Origin of the sequence: Rhizobium sp. BK512 (genome assembly GCF_014194915.1) — a bacterium.
In the GTDB taxonomy this organism is placed as follows: Bacteria; Pseudomonadota; Alphaproteobacteria; order Rhizobiales; family Rhizobiaceae; genus Rhizobium.
Map to the genome: position 1 here is coordinate 859,286 of NZ_JACIAS010000002.1, position 14,268 is coordinate 873,553.

16 protein-coding genes and 1 tRNA gene are annotated in these 14,268 nt (G+C 58.7%); 10 read left to right on the plus strand and 7 right to left on the minus strand.

What is annotated here, in order from left to right:
* Positions 1-49: 49 nt before the first annotated feature.
* A complete protein-coding gene (ruvX, locus tag FHX06_RS10190) occupies positions 50-541 on the plus strand; it encodes a Holliday junction resolvase RuvX (protein WP_112545750.1) in 492 nt (163 codons plus the stop codon).
* Here the strand turns inward: ruvX and FHX06_RS10195 are convergent.
* From FHX06_RS10195 to FHX06_RS10205, 3 genes are all read right to left on the minus strand, one after another.
* Positions 481-810: a DUF6105 family protein gene (locus FHX06_RS10195; protein ID WP_112545751.1), complete on the minus strand. Its 330-nt coding sequence runs from the start codon at positions 808-810 to the stop codon at positions 481-483. The genes ruvX and FHX06_RS10195 overlap by 61 nt on opposite strands.
* Positions 807-980: a hypothetical protein gene (locus FHX06_RS10200; protein WP_183879087.1), complete on the minus strand. Its 174-nt coding sequence runs from the start codon at positions 978-980 to the stop codon at positions 807-809. Before FHX06_RS10200 ends, FHX06_RS10195 begins: the two co-directional genes overlap by 4 nt.
* A gap of 120 nt (positions 981-1,100) precedes the next feature.
* Positions 1,101-1,760, minus strand: a complete 660-nt coding sequence (locus FHX06_RS10205; RefSeq protein ID WP_112545752.1) for a TetR/AcrR family transcriptional regulator — start codon at positions 1,758-1,760, stop codon at positions 1,101-1,103.
* A 246-nt stretch (positions 1,761-2,006) separates the two neighbouring features.
* Between FHX06_RS10205 and map the strand changes: the two genes are divergently transcribed.
* The 5 genes from map to FHX06_RS10230 all read left to right on the plus strand — a co-directional run bounded on the left by map (position 2,007) and on the right by FHX06_RS10230 (position 7,927).
* Complete coding sequence (gene map, locus FHX06_RS10210; RefSeq protein WP_112545753.1) at positions 2,007-2,843, plus strand: type I methionyl aminopeptidase; 837 nt, start codon at positions 2,007-2,009, stop codon at positions 2,841-2,843.
* Positions 2,844-2,851: 8 nt separating this feature from the next.
* Entirely contained in the window at positions 2,852-3,667 is an 816-nt protein-coding gene (gene radC, locus FHX06_RS10215) for a RadC family protein (protein WP_183879088.1), read from the plus strand.
* 71 nt (positions 3,668-3,738) lie between these two features.
* Positions 3,739-4,329 carry a dual specificity protein phosphatase family protein gene (locus tag FHX06_RS10220; protein ID WP_112968497.1) on the plus strand — a complete coding sequence of 197 codons (591 nt, stop codon included), beginning with the start codon at positions 3,739-3,741 and terminating at the stop codon, positions 4,327-4,329.
* Positions 4,330-4,428: 99 nt separating this feature from the next.
* Positions 4,429-5,835, plus strand: a complete 1,407-nt coding sequence (gene sthA / locus FHX06_RS10225) for a Si-specific NAD(P)(+) transhydrogenase (RefSeq protein WP_112545756.1) — start codon at positions 4,429-4,431, stop codon at positions 5,833-5,835.
* 412 nt (positions 5,836-6,247) lie between these two features.
* Entirely contained in the window at positions 6,248-7,927 is a 1,680-nt protein-coding gene (locus FHX06_RS10230; RefSeq protein WP_409564369.1) for a B12-binding domain-containing radical SAM protein, read from the plus strand.
* A gap of 559 nt (positions 7,928-8,486) precedes the next feature.
* Here FHX06_RS10230 and tig read toward each other — a convergent pair.
* The 4 genes from tig to FHX06_RS10250 form a co-directional block, all read right to left on the minus strand.
* A complete protein-coding gene (gene tig, locus FHX06_RS10235) occupies positions 8,487-9,980 on the minus strand; it encodes a trigger factor (RefSeq protein WP_183879092.1) in 1,494 nt (497 codons plus the stop codon).
* Positions 9,981-10,167: 187 nt separating this feature from the next.
* Positions 10,168-10,252 (minus strand) — tRNA-Leu (locus tag FHX06_RS10240).
* A gap of 154 nt (positions 10,253-10,406) precedes the next feature.
* A complete protein-coding gene (locus tag FHX06_RS10245) occupies positions 10,407-10,997 on the minus strand; it encodes a GDYXXLXY domain-containing protein (protein ID WP_113212683.1) in 591 nt (196 codons plus the stop codon).
* Positions 10,994-12,112 (minus strand): DUF2157 domain-containing protein, encoded by a 1,119-nt coding sequence (locus FHX06_RS10250; protein WP_183879094.1) that lies wholly within the window; start codon positions 12,110-12,112, stop codon positions 10,994-10,996. The genes FHX06_RS10245 and FHX06_RS10250 overlap by 4 nt, the downstream gene beginning before the upstream one ends.
* A gap of 856 nt (positions 12,113-12,968) precedes the next feature.
* On the opposite strand from FHX06_RS10250, the gene FHX06_RS10255 reads away from it, so the two are divergent.
* The 4 genes from FHX06_RS10255 (at position 12,969) to FHX06_RS10270 (ending at position 14,236) form a co-directional block, all read left to right on the plus strand.
* Positions 12,969-13,115: a DUF1127 domain-containing protein gene (locus tag FHX06_RS10255; protein ID WP_112968501.1), complete on the plus strand. Its 147-nt coding sequence runs from the start codon at positions 12,969-12,971 to the stop codon at positions 13,113-13,115.
* 294 nt (positions 13,116-13,409) lie between these two features.
* A complete protein-coding gene (locus tag FHX06_RS10260; RefSeq protein WP_112545790.1) occupies positions 13,410-13,553 on the plus strand; it encodes a DUF1127 domain-containing protein in 144 nt (47 codons plus the stop codon).
* Between the two features lie 124 nt (positions 13,554-13,677).
* Positions 13,678-13,917 carry a hypothetical protein gene (locus FHX06_RS10265; protein ID WP_112545761.1) on the plus strand — a complete coding sequence of 80 codons (240 nt, stop codon included), beginning with the start codon at positions 13,678-13,680 and terminating at the stop codon, positions 13,915-13,917.
* Positions 13,918-13,921: 4 nt separating this feature from the next.
* The gene (locus FHX06_RS10270) at positions 13,922-14,236 is read left to right on the plus strand and encodes a hypothetical protein (protein WP_183879096.1); all 315 of its coding nucleotides are present in this window, start codon (positions 13,922-13,924) and stop codon (positions 14,234-14,236) included.
* Positions 14,237-14,268: the final 32 nt, after the last annotated feature.

Below are 14,268 nucleotides of genomic sequence, written 5' to 3' on the forward strand. Positions count from 1 at the left end.
AAAGAAAAGCGGCGGGAACTTCAATTTCTCTTGACAGGATGACATGGCAATGACGGTGCTGACGATCGAGGAACTGGCCGGAATACTCGCCCCTGGGCAGGCGATCGCCGGCCTCGATCTCGGCACCAAGACGATCGGCCTTGCCATGTCCGATCTCGGACGCCGCTTTGCGACGCCGCGTCCCGTCCTCAGGCGCGAGAAGTTCTCCATCGATGCCGAGGTCTTGCTGGGTTTTGCTGCAAAGGAAAAGGTCACAGCCTTTGTCATCGGCCTGCCGATGAACATGGACGGATCAGCGGGGCCGCGCGTGCAGGCGACGCGGGCCTTCGTGCGCAACATGGAGCAGAAGACCGCCACACCCTTCGTTTACTGGGATGAGCGACTATCGACGGTGGCGGCAGAACGGGCCTTGCTGGAAATGGATGTTTCGCGGGCAAAACGGGCCGAACGGATCGATTCGGCCGCCGCAAGCTTCATCCTTCAGGGCGCGCTCGACAGGCTTTCCTTGCTGGCGAGATCGGCTGACGACACAGAGGCGTGACGCGCCTTCCACCAGGCGGAGATCTGGCCGCGCTTGCGGAAACCCATGATGGCAAAAACGACGAGGCTGTCGACGGCGATGGCGCGGGCGACGAGCGGCGGGATTTCCTGCGGCGGCAGGCCGAGCGCCTTGCCGTAGATCTGGAAGGTCAGGTCATGGACCTGCCGCGTCAGCATGAAGATGCCGAAATTCAGATCATAGTAGGAAAGCCAGTACCATCCCGCCAGGAAGACGATCGGACCGGCCCAGAAGATCAGAAACCACTTCATGCGGCCTCTCCTTCGTGCTTGCGCAGGACCGGCATATCAAGAGACACGAGCCAGACCGACGACGCCATGACGCAGAGTACGAGCGTGGGCACGGCGATATCCAGCGCCAGTACGGCGAAAAACATCATCGCCGCGACAAGCAACGCGGTTCTGGCTGCTCTGGTTCCCATCACTGAACTCGGGTCCACATTCGTTACATTTCTAATGTGGGCCACACTGGCGGGTTAACCAGCACCACGCAACGTAAACCAAATGTTAAGGTTAACGCGGGAGCGGAGGCTGTGAATAGCTCAGCCGTAGACGCCGCGCACCAGCCGCTTCAACGCGCCTGCCGCCTTCTCCCAGTCCTTGCCGTTCTTCAACACCAGGCCCGCGCACTGGCCGCCGGCAGCGGCCGAAAGCACGAGGTGCTGGATGGAAGCAAAGATCAGGGCATTGACGGCCGCGGTATCGACGCCCTTGGGCGGCATCAGCGAACCGCGCATGCGGTCGAGCCAGAGCCCCAGCGCTTTCGAACGCGCTTCGGAAAGGCGCTTCACCTGCTCGGTATTTTCCGAAACCTCCCAGGCGACGATACGGCGCATCAAGGGATCGTCACGCAGCGCTTCCAGGAAGAGCAGCGACAGCCGCTCCATCAGGTCGCCATAGGTCAAAAGGAACATGCCGCCGGTATCTTCGGGAATGCGGTCCTTGACCCAATTGCCGAGATCGGCGCCGATCGCCTCGACAAGACCGTCGAGACCGCCATAGTAGCGGTAGATGAGCTGCTTGTCGCAGCCGGCGCGGCGGGCGACGGCATTGATGCCGAAATTCTGGAAGCCCTCTTCGGCCAGCAGATTCTTTGCGGCTTTCAAGATAGCGCGCTCGGTGGCGCTTCTGTCGCGGATGCGCTTTTCAGGTTCAGCGGCACCCGTCTTTTCGAGCACGGCCACGGCAGTTTCATTCAGCATTCGGTCAACCCCGGTCTGTCACCAATCGGTGAGTAACAGTGGAATTTTCCGTCTACAATCCTATCTAATTGAGAAGACTGTGGATATTGATGATCCGCAGCCCTGTTGACGCTGGTGGGCGGCCCGGCGGCATTTTTCACCCGACATAACACGCCGAGAAATCTTGCCCATGCGGTTGATCGCGATGGACGAACCCGGCATAGCTGCATTATGAAAAGAGACGACAATTTCTGCTAAGGCCTTGCAATGGTGAATTATATCGAAGCCGCAACCGCGCCGCCGAAAAATACCGGCGCCATCAGGCTTTACGGCCCTGAAGCATTCGAGGGAATGCGCAACGCGTGCCAGTTGACCGCACGCTGCCTCGATGCGCTTGCCGATGTCGTCAAGCCGGGTCTTGCCACCAATGAAATCGACCGCTTCGTTTTCGAATTCGGCATGGATAACGGCGCCTATCCGGCGACGTTGAACTATCGCGGCTATACGAAATCGACGTGTACCTCGATCAACCACGTCGTCTGTCACGGCATACCCGACGACAAGCCGCTGCGCGAAGGCGATGTCGTCAATATCGACGTTACCTTCGTTGTGGACGGCTGGCACGGGGATTCGAGCCGGATGTATCCGGTCGGCCAGGTCAAGCGTGCGGCGGAACGGCTGCTGGAAGTGACCTATGAGTCCTTGATGCGCGGCATCGCTGCCGTCCATCCCGGCGCGCGCACCGGCGCGATTGGCGAAGCGATCCAGACCTATGCGGAAGCCGAGCGCTGTTCGGTGGTGCGCGACTTCTGCGGCCATGGTGTCGGCCGCCTCTTCCACGATTCGCCAAACATCCTGCATTATGGCCGCGCCAATGAAGGGCCGGAACTGCGCGAGGGCATGATCTTCACCATCGAACCGATGATCAATCTCGGACGCCCGCATGTGAAGGTGCTGGCCGACGGTTGGACGGCGGTGACGCGCGATCGCTCGCTGTCGGCGCAATACGAACATACGGTCGGCGTCACCGCCAATGGCTGCGAAATCTTCACGCTTTCGCCCGCCGGCCTCGACCGGCCGGGCCTGCCGCCATTGAACGGGTGACATTGTCCATGGCGAAGGGGCCTGCTCCGCAGTCTGGCGACGACGAACTGCCTTTCGATACGGACGAGGACATCGTCACTGATGAACGAGCGTTTTTCGGACAGCCGGCAAAGGGGGCCGCTTCTACCAAAAAGGCCGCCCTGCCCGCCAAGGAAGAACATTATCACGGCCATCGCGAAAGGCTGCGCAGCCGTTTTCGAGAGCACGGCGATACGGCGCTCGTCGATTACGAAATCCTCGAACTCCTGCTTTTCCGACTGATCCCGCGCCGCGACACGAAACCCATTGCCAAGGCGTTGATCGACCGCTTCGGATCGCTTGCCGGCGTCTTCGGCGCACCGGCCGCACTGCTGCAGGAGGTCAAAGGCGTCGGAGAGGCTGTGGCACTGGATCTGAAGCTGATATCCAGCATCGGCCATCGCGCCCTGAAGAGCGAGCTTAGGGGCAAGCAGGTGCTTTCCTCGTGGTCGTCGGTCATCCAATATTGTCACGCGGCTATGGCGCATGAAACGCGCGAGCAGTTCCGCATTCTGTTCCTCGACAAGCGCAATGCGCTGATCGCCGACGAGGTGCAGGGACGCGGAACCGTGGATCACACACCCGTCTATCCACGCGAGGTCGTGAGGCGGGCGCTGGAGCTTTCCGCAACGGCGCTCATTCTCGTGCACAACCACCCCTCGGGCGACCCCACACCATCACGCGCCGATATCGACATGACGAAGATGATCATCGATGCTGCGAAGCCGCTCGGCATCGCCATCCACGATCACATCATCATCGGCAAAGATGGACAAGCAAGCCTCAAAGGGCTGCGCCTGATATAAGACTGCGACCAAGGCATGAAAAAGCCATCTTGGCGTTCTCCAAGCTGAACGACTGAAACAGGATGGGAATTATGGGCATTTCTCCTGGTCGCTTGTACGCGCCGCCAAGCCTTCGATCGCTGATACGGCTGACACTTTTGCTGCTTGTCGTAACCGGCCTCTATCTCGGTTACCTGCAGCTTTCGACGAATGTGCATGCGGTCGTCGATGGCCAAGTATACCGCTCCGCCCAGCCCTCCCCCGCGAAGCTTGGCGAACTCGTCAAGGAATACGGCATCAAATCCGTACTGAACCTGCGCGGCGACAGCAGCGGCGAGGCTTGGTACGACAACGAGATCGCCGCGGCAAAGGGACTCAATGTCCAGCATATCGATTTCCGTATGTCGGCGACAAAGGAACTCTCCGTCGAGGAAGGGCGCCAGCTGATGGCGATCATGGCCGCTGCACCCAAGCCGTTGCTCATCCACTGCAAGGCCGGCGCTGACCGTACGGGGCTGGCTTCGGCGATCTATGTCGCCGGCGTTGCCAAGGAAGGAGAGATGGCGGCGGAGTCGCAGATCTCGCTGACCTACGGCCATCTGTCGCTTTTCTTCATCGGCGCCTATGCAATGGATCGCACATTCGAGCGGCTTGAGCCGATGTTCGGCTTTCTGAACTCCTAAACTGTACCGGAAATAGAAACTGTAACATTGACCGGCTACCGATGAACGCGCGACATTTCGCGTCGCAATATGATTCCAATTCCAGTTCGGGGCTAAAGGATGTTCCAGTACGATCTCGTGGTAGTGGGCAGCGGCCCGGCAGGGCGCCGTGGCGCAATCCAGGCTGCAAAACTCGGCAAGAAAGTGCTGGTCATCGAGGCGGGAAAACGCGTCGGTGGCGTCTCGGTCCATACCGGTACGATCCCCTCGAAGACGCTGCGCGAAACCGCACTCAATCTTTCCGGCTGGCGCGAGCGCGGCTTTTACGGCCGCAGCTACCGCGTCAAGCAGGAGATCAGCGCTGAAGACCTGCGCCGACGCCTACTGATCACACTCGACCACGAAGTGGAAGTGCTCGAACATCAGTTCGCCCGCAACCGCGTGCAGCACATTCGCGGCAAGGCAAGCTTCGTCGATGCCAATACTCTGCAGATCATCAAGGACGACGGCGACACAATGACGGTGACTGGCGCCAGCATCCTGCTTGCCGTCGGCACCAAGCCGTTTCGGCCTGATTACATGCCCTTCGACAACAAGACCGTGCTCGATAGCGACGAGCTGCTTGATATCGAGGAACTGCCACGCAGCATGGTCGTCATCGGCGCCGGCGTCATTGGTATCGAGTATGCAACGATCTTTTCGGCGCTGGATACGGCCGTTACCGTCATCGATCCAAAATCGACCATGCTCGACTTCATCGACAAGGAAATCATCGAGGATTTCACCTATCAGCTGCGCGACCGCAATATGAAGCTGCTGCTCGGCACGAAGGCCGAGAAGGTCGAGCGACTTGAGACAGGCAAGGTGCAGCTGACACTCGACAGCGGCCGGCATCTCGTGACCGACATGGTGCTTTTCGCCGCCGGGCGCATGGGCGCCACCGATACACTCAACCTGGAGGCCATCGGCCTCGAAGCCGACAGCCGCGGACGCCTGAAGGTCAATCCCGAGACGTTCCAGACATCCGTGCCTAACATCTATGCCGCCGGCGACGTCGTCGGCTTCCCGAGCCTTGCCTCCACCTCGATGGAACAGGGCCGCATCGCAGCGCGCGTCGCCATCGGTGCCGTCGCCAAGGAGCCGCAAAAGTATTTCCCCTACGGCATCTATGCCGTACCGGAAATTTCGACCTGCGGCCTGACGGAAGAGGAGATGAAAGAACGCGGCATTCCCTATGAATGCGGCATCGCCCGTTTCCGCGAGACATCACGCGGCCATATCATGGGCCTTGAGACCGGTCTGCTGAAGCTGATCTTCTCGCTGAAGACGCGTCGCCTGCTTGGCGTGCACATCGTGGGCGAAGGTGCGACGGAACTGGTGCATATCGGCCAGGCTGTGCTGAACTTGAAGGGCACAGTCGAATATTTCGTCGAAAATACCTTCAACTATCCGACGCTTGCCGAAGCCTACAAGATCGCCGGTCTCGATGCCTGGAACCGGATGGGCGATATAAAATCCGAACTTTGAGAACGCAAGACGGAGACCAACCACGTTAGCATCGAGGTGTGACATCCCCGCATCTGCAGGCCTTTTCTCGATGACGCTAACATGTGCACATCCTGTGGTAGCCTGATATGAGGCCTGCAAACTGCCTATATCCTATGTCAAAAGATATTGGTAAAGTTCGAGCTGTTCGCACCGGGGGTCGTTCTATTGCGTTTTGTCTGTTGCCTTCCCAAGTATGGTGCGCGCCTTTCGACAGCATGAAATCCATGTCTTAGACTAGCCTGCGACGCCAACAAGGACCGGTCCGCAGCCAAAAACGAAAGATAATATTTTGGCCCACATTTCAGAGACTGCTCGCAGGCGGTTTCAACTTATCCTGATAAAGCCGTCGCACTATGATGACGACGGCTACGTGATCCGCTGGTGGCGGGCGATGATTCCCTCCAATTCGCTGGCGGCCATTTACGGGATCGCCGCTGACTGTGCCGAGCGGCAAATATTGGGCGCCGATACGGCAATCGACATTACCGTCATCGACGAGACCAATACGCGCATCGACTTCGCAGCGATCCTGGCGCAGTTCAAACGCAACGACAATTTCGGAATGATCGCGCTGATCGGCGTCCAATCCAATCAGTACCCCCGCGCACTCGACATCGCCCGCCCCTTCCGCGATGCCGGATTGCCGGTTTCGATGGGTGGCTTTCACATCTCGGGATGCCTGTCGATGCTCGACGGCGACGCGATCGGCCTCGAGGAATGCCGCAAGATGGGTATTTCGATGTTTGCCGGCGAGGCCGAGGGGCGGCTGGAGATGGTGCTGCGCGATGCAGTGGCCGGCGAACTGAAGCCGCTCTACAATTTCATGAACGACCTTCCCGGCATCGGCGGCACGCCGGTGCCCTTCCTGCCGAAGGACAATATTCAGCGTACGCTTGGCCTCAGCACCAGTTTCGATGCGGGCCGCGGCTGCCCCTACCAATGCTCCTTCTGCACGATTATCAACGTGCAGGGCCGCAAGTCGCGTTTTCGATCCGCTGACGATGTCGAACGGCTGGTGCGGATGAACTGGGCGCAGGGCATCCATAAGTTCTTCATCACCGACGACAATTTCGCCCGCAACAAGGATTGGGAAGCGATCTTCGACCGCCTGATCGAACTCAGGGAAAAGGATGGCATTCCGCTCGGCCTGATGATCCAGGTGGACACGCTCTGCCACAAGATCCCGAACTTCATCGAAAAGTCGAAGCGTGCCGGCGTCACCCGCGTCTTCATCGGCCTCGAGAACGTCAATCCTGACAATCTGACCGCCGCCAAGAAGAATCAGAACAAGATCACCGAATACCGCAAGATGCTACTGGCCTGGAAGGCACAGGGTATCATGACGCTTGCCGGCTATATTCTGGGCTTCCCGGCCGACACGCCGGAATCGATCCGCCGCGATATCAAGATCATTCAGGAAGAGCTGCCGCTCGACGTCATCGAATTCTTCGTTCTGACACCGCTGCCGGGTTCAGAGGACCATCAGGTTCTCTGGAAGAAGGGCGTCGAAATGGACGCCGATCTCAACATCTACGATGTCGAGCATGTCTGTACGGCTCATCCGAAGATGAGCAAGAAGGAGTGGGAAGATATCTATCAGGAGGCCTGGTCGCTCTACTACTCGCCTGAGCATATGAAGACCCTGCTGCGGCGCGGCGCGGCAACCGGCATCAAGCTCAGCAGCCTCGTCAAGGTTCTCGTCTCGTTTGCGACAACCGTGCCACTTGAGAACGTTCATCCGCTGCAGAGCGGCCTTGTTCGCCTGAAGCATCCTTCGGAGCGCCGCCCCGGCCTGAAGCGCGAGCATCCGCTGCTGTTCTGGCCGCGCTTTGCCTTCGACACCGCCCGCAAGCATCTCTCACTTGCCGGCACGATCATCAAGCTTAGCATTTCGGCTTTCTTTATCGCCCGCGATGTCGCTGCCAAAAGCTACATGGACAAGGCTCTGACACCGGTTGCCGATGATGACGAAGATGTTCTCGACCTCTTCACAAAGACGGCTGGCGGCACCGCTGCCGTCAGCCATATCAAGAAGGTCGCCGAACTGACCCACTCACGCAGGGCTGTCTAAAGTACCGTGCGTTCATCCGGACGCACCAGGGGTGCTTTAACTCGTTGAACCATCCATTGAGCTCCCCGAGAATCGACTTCGATTTTCGGGCCGGCGTGATAATAGCGACGATTGAGCGATCGAGAGAGAACGGCCACGTGATCTCGTGGCAGCGAAGTGACGTCAATCTGCCGCCCGACCCCATTCTTAAGTTAATGGCGGTCGCGTCCTGCCTCAGCCTCTATATCATCCAATCGGCAAAGCAAAGGCGCGCTGTTGTTCGTCCCAGCATCTCGTCGCCCAATAGGCTCGCCGAGTGCGGCGGCCGGCGATATTCACAGCGCTGCGTATTCAGCCGCGGTCACGCGCTGCCGACACCAAACTGAATTGGCTATCACTCGTTCACAAACAAGCCGAAGCCGTGAGGCTCTGATTTTTGTTCTGGCCCAAGCAATTTGAACAATCTGGCCCGCCTCGGCCATTTGCAGAGTATCCAGGAATTCGACGATCTTGACACGATCAAAAAGAAAAGGCCCCGCACGTCGGCGGGGCCTTTCGAATTTCAGTCCGGAAAAACCGATTACTCGGCGCTATCCTCGGAAGCCTTCTTCTTCGGAGCAGCCTTCTTCTTCGGAGCAGCCTCTTCGCCTTCAGCAACGTCTGCAGAAGCTTCCGTCTTGGCGGCAGCCTTCTTCTTCGGCGCAGCCTTCTTGGTGTCAGCCTTTTCAGAAGCTTCGCCCTCTTCGTCGGCGAGCAGTTCTTCCTTGGTCACCTTCTTGTCGGTGACGTCGATTTCGGTCAGCAGGTGGTCGATGACCTTTTCTTCGAAGATCGGAGCGCGGATCGAGGCGGCGGCACCCGGCTGGCTGCGGAAGAACTCAAGGATCTGCTTTTCCTGGCCCGGATACTGGCGCAGCTGTTCGTAGACCGCGCGCTGCATTTCGTCTTCGCTGACTTCGACGCCGGCCTTTTCGCCGATTTCGGAGAGAACGAGACCGAGGCGAACGCGACGCTCGGCGAGCTTCTGGTACTCTTCGCGAGCCTTCTCTTCGGTCGTGTCTTCGTCTTCGAAGGTCTTACCGGACTGGGCGAGGTCATTGCTGACCTGGTTCCAGATGCCGTTATACTCGGCTTCGACGAGCTTGGACGGAGTTTCGAACTTGTAGAGTTCGTCAAGCTGGTCGAGGATCTGGCGCTTCAGCTTCTGGCGCGTCAGCGAACCGTACTGGGATTCGATTTGGCCGCGGACGATTTCCTTGAGACGGTCAGCCGATTCGAGACCGAGCTTCTTGGCAAGTTCGTCGTTGATTTCAACGTCGGCCGGAGCAGCAACTTCCTTGACGGTGACGTCGAAGGTGGCTTCCGCGCCAGCGAGGTTCTTGGCCGGATAATCGGCCGGGAAGGTTACGTTGATGGTCTTCTCATCGCCAGCCTTGGCGCCGACGAGCTGGTCTTCGAAGCCCGGGATGAAACGGCCGGAACCGAGAACCAGTTCAGCGTCCTGATCGGTGCCGCCGTCGAAGGCAACGCCGTCGACCTTGCCGACATAGTCCATCTTGACGCGGTCGCCGTTGGCGGCCTTGCCCTTCTTTTCGGCATAATCGCGGGCGCTTTCAGCGACCTTGAGAACCTGCTCGTTGACTTCGTCGTCGGAGATGTCAACGACTTCGCGCGTGACCTTGATGCCCTTGTTGGACTTCAGTTCGATCGGCGGGAGAACTTCGTAGGAGAGCGTGAACTCAAAATCCTGCTGGGCAGCGAGGATCTTTTCGACCTCGGCCTGGTCTTCCGTCATATCGATTTCCGGCTGGGTCGCCGACTTTTCACCACGGCTCGACAGGATCTGCGTCGGCTGGTCGCGGACGATCTCGTTGACGAGGTCGACCATGATGGACTTGCCATAAACCTTCTTGAGGTGAGCGGCCGGAACCTTGCCCGGACGGAAGCCATTGATGCGAACCTTGTCCTTCACGTCGGCAAGGCGCTCGTTCAGCTTGTTTTCCATGTCCTTGGCCGGGATAACGACCTTGATTTCGCGCTTCAGCCCTTCAGCGAGCGTTTCGGTAACCTGCATGTCTTCCTACCTTCATTTCCGTGGCGGCCGTGCCCAGACGCCGTTCGTTTCGGTGAGCACGACGCCGGCCAACTGCCGCGCGTGGCTTTTTCTCAATTCCTGTTCGTTCCGCCTTAAGCGGAACTGCACTCGCTTTCCGGGTATCCGGGACAACCGAGTTCCAGTCCTCCCGCCCTGCAAGGCAGCTTGGTGCGGGTAGAGAGACTTGAACTCCCACGCCTTGCGGCACCAGAACCTAAATCTGGCGTGTCTACCAATTTCACCATACCCGCGTTCGCAAAACCGCATGCATATGCCTGCGCATGAGGCCTTCCGGAGCGCGGCGTCTCTATAACACCCGATTTAGAACAGGCAAAGGAAAAATGAACGGCAAATGACAGGGATTTTCGGCCAAAATCGCATCGTTCCCGCCAGCCATGCCGGCTCTCAATAAAGAGGCTCTTCATAGGCCGGCTTGCCGTCCACGACGAGGCTGCGGATCTGCGCTGCACCGGAGGAGGAAACGCTGGCAGCGATCGAAACGACGCCCTCGTTGCGGGCCTCCTCCAGCGGCTTGCCTTCGCCTTCCGGCACGTAATAGCGCTCTATCCCGTATTCGACGCGGATGGTTTCGCCGCTACCGGGACCATAGCTATAGAAAGGCAGGCTGCGCAGGACGACTGTATCCGACGCCGCCGGCAATTTTGCGAATGACGATTCGACAATGCCCCAGAATCCATCGGGCTGGCGTCTGAGGCGCACCCACAGGGTCTGCTCGCCGGCTTCCGCCGGAATGCCGCCGGTGACTGTCGAGACCGGGACCGACGATATGTCGTAGTTCAGCACGACGTAGTCGCCGCGCAGGAAATCGCGGGGATCAACCGGAGCCGTCTTCAGCAAGACTTCGGTACCGCTTGCGAGGATAGAGGCACGGCTCTGGATAATGTAGCCAAGGATCAGCGTCTGCAGGCCGGCGACGAGGATTGCGGCAACAAGATAGAAACGGCCGGTTTGCAGTCTTGCAAAGGCGAAGCTCATGCGCGGTCCTCCCCTGCCTCGACGGATCCTGTCCCAGACGCGAAGCGCCTTTCCAGGCGGATGACGAGCCAGGCCACGGCAGCGACCATCAGGCCCGAGAAAAGGAAGAGACTCGACGTGCCCAAGATCGTGCCAACCGTTACCGAGGCGAGGTACAGCATCTCGGCGGCGAAAGCGCCATAGGCCAGATAGCGCACCGCTCCATTATCCCGGCCATGGAGCACGAGCGCCACAATGGCGGCAGCCAGCGTCAGCAGGCCAATCACCACCATCCGTCCGCCTTCATCCATTTCGATATGGAGCAGGAGCAAACCCATGAGGGCGACGAGGAAACTATAGAAGGCCGGGGCTGCGCCCGCGGTTCTGACAAGCGAGGAAATCGGGCGGATGGGCAAGGCAGTCAGCAAGAAGGCCAGCATGCCGAGAACGGCGACGGCGATCGCCACGGATATTTCCTCGGTCATCATATAAAGCCATGCGAGCCAGCCGACCACCAGCAGATAGGCGAGATGGCGCGCCTGGGCAGCGCCTGTGAAGCGCACGAGCCCGATGATGACAGCCGCCATGACAAGCGGCGCATAAGGGCCGAAGCCGAACCAGCGCGTGTCGAAATTATCGAGGTAGACGGCAAAGGACGCCCAGGAGAGAAAGCCTGCGACTACGGTCACGGCGGCCGAGCGGAAAAGGATGGCTGAAACGGTCGCAACAGCGAACCAGAGATACATGACCACCTGTTCGTCGCCGGAGAGATGATACATCTGGCCGGTGAGCGATATGGCACCGCCGAAGCTCAGCGCACCGATAATGAGCAGGCCGCTCGCCGTCGCCTGCGCCCCGCGCATAAGAAGGAGTGCAGCGCCGATGTGCACCGCCCAGATGAGCGCCAGCATCAGGCCGACACGAACGAGGCGCGGGATGTACTCCCAGTTCGAAGCGACGAGAAGCAAAAGGGCAGCTCCGAGCAGTAGGGCCGCCAATCCCATCAGCACGCGGCCGAGACTGAAACTTGCCGGACGCGCGTCGTATTCGGCCAGCAGCGTCCTGGCCGTACCTTCCTCAAGAAGCCCCTTCTCCACCCAGAGAGAGAAATCCCGCTCCAACCTGCCGCGATACATGCCCTACCCCGCATCGACCCGCCAATTTCGGCTTCTGCATTTATAGCGCAGGATCGCCGCACGGAAATGCCGGTATTTCAAAAGTACAAGTTCCTCACTGGTCTAAATTGGATCAGGCATTAACGAAACACTAACCGCACCATTGCTAATATACGACCACAACAAAGAGGCATGCATGAACCGCATAGCCCTCATGAATATATTGCACTGCAAAATCATCAAAAGTCATACTATTTAGCTTGATATCGAAGCACGGGGATGGCGCCCCGGCCCGGATTTCCGGATGCCTGCGGACCATATGTCCGTGACGAGATTCGCAGACGCGCACTCCTCCTCCCAGCGCCCTGCGATAGACTGGCAACACTCCTCCTCCCAGTTGCCAGTCACCATCATGACGCCCACCGGATCCTCCCCCGGTGGGCGTTTTGTTTAACGCATGGTTAAACGATTAGCATCCTGACTTCTCAGGCCTTCACGAGGATCATCGTCAAGCATTCGTTAAGCACGGTCGGCAAAGCGGGGCGGGCAACATCGACGCCGATACGCAGCGATCTGGTGTCACGGATTTTCAGGACGGCGTTCCCGGGAGAAAAGACTTCCCGCAAGCAGGCACGCGGACCAAATATCAATTCGCAAAAGCCGGGTGATCAGCGAAAAATCATTCTGCCTATTCATTGACCAGAAAATGGCCAAAGCTTGTAAATCACAGCCAGAGCTCTGCGAATCATGCATAGGTGGATTGAAATGTTGGCTCTTTTAGTTCTTCGCGGCGCAACATATATTCTGGCCATCAAATAGAGGTCAGCGCCGAAGAGATGGCTGCTGGCAGGATCAAGCCCTAGGAAAGGGGATTAACATGAACTTCTCTCGCTCTTTCAATAACTGGCGCAAGTATCGTCAGACCGTTACTGAACTCGGCCGCATGACCAACCGCGAATTGCATGACCTCGGTATCGACCGTTCGGACATCCATCGCGTTGCTCGCGAAGCTGCCACCCGCTAAGTACAGGTAATCGCTGCTCCTCCCAAGCAGATTGCCTTCCCAAAACGCCTGCTGCTCCCGCAGCGGGCGTTTTCTTTTTGCGCATTACACTCGCTGCCGCAAAGGTTGCGAAAGTGTTAATTCCTGGTGCGCTCAAAAATCGCGCGCTGCATAATTAGCGAGCATCAGACTGCACATTTGCATAGCAGACGCCTTTTATTTGCACTGCACAAAAAACGAGACCTCGACTATATAGATGTCAACAGCAGCAACGGCGATACCCGCCGCCTGCACAAGACATCCGAGGAAAAAACCATGAACCCGATCCGCATTGCAAAGAGCTGGATTAGCTACCGCCGTACGCTCAACGAACTTGGCAACCTGTCCAACCAGACGCTCGCCGATATCGGCGTGAGCCGTTACGACATCCGCGGCATCGCATCCCGCTCGTTCCGCTAAGAAAGCGAACGAACCATTACCCAAGACGGCGCCATCAGGCGCCGTTTTCGTTTTTGGGCCTTGCTCCTTCTTTGTCGGAACCCTAGCGCCTTCCGTCAGTTCTCCTTCACGAAAGGAGACCAACATGGCAAATCAGCTCAATGCAGGCTTTACCGGCCAGCCCGCGAACAAACCCGAAGGCATCCGAAAGGCCGCGTCGAACACCGCCTCCGCGGTCAAGCGGGAAGTACAGGCCGTCGCGACGGGCGCGGCCGATCATCCACACACTGCCAGCTCGGTCGTTGTCGGTATCGGCGTGCTGGCTTTCAGCATCGGCTATCTGCTCGGCCGCCAATCCGTCGAGACCAGCCGTTTCTGGAGGTGATACCTTGACCAGAACCATTCTCGAAAAAGCAACTGATGATGCGCGGGCAGAAGACAGCCCGGCAGCCGACGCTCGCCGGCGTGAGATTGCCGACGAGACTGCCCGGGCGATGGATGCCCGGCGTAAGGACGGCGGAACACCGAAGGGTGAAATAGACACTTTCGGCGAGCACACGGAAGAAATGGCCCCCGATGATCTCCCCAACCTTGCCGCACAACGCGAAGCGGTGCGGGAACATGGCGATGCCTACGTCGTCGCTGCCGATCTCGAAGATGCCGAGCAGCGAGAAGCGTCGCCTGGAACGCGAGAGCAGGACTGACCAGGTTGCGGCGGCGCCGGGCACCGTTTTCG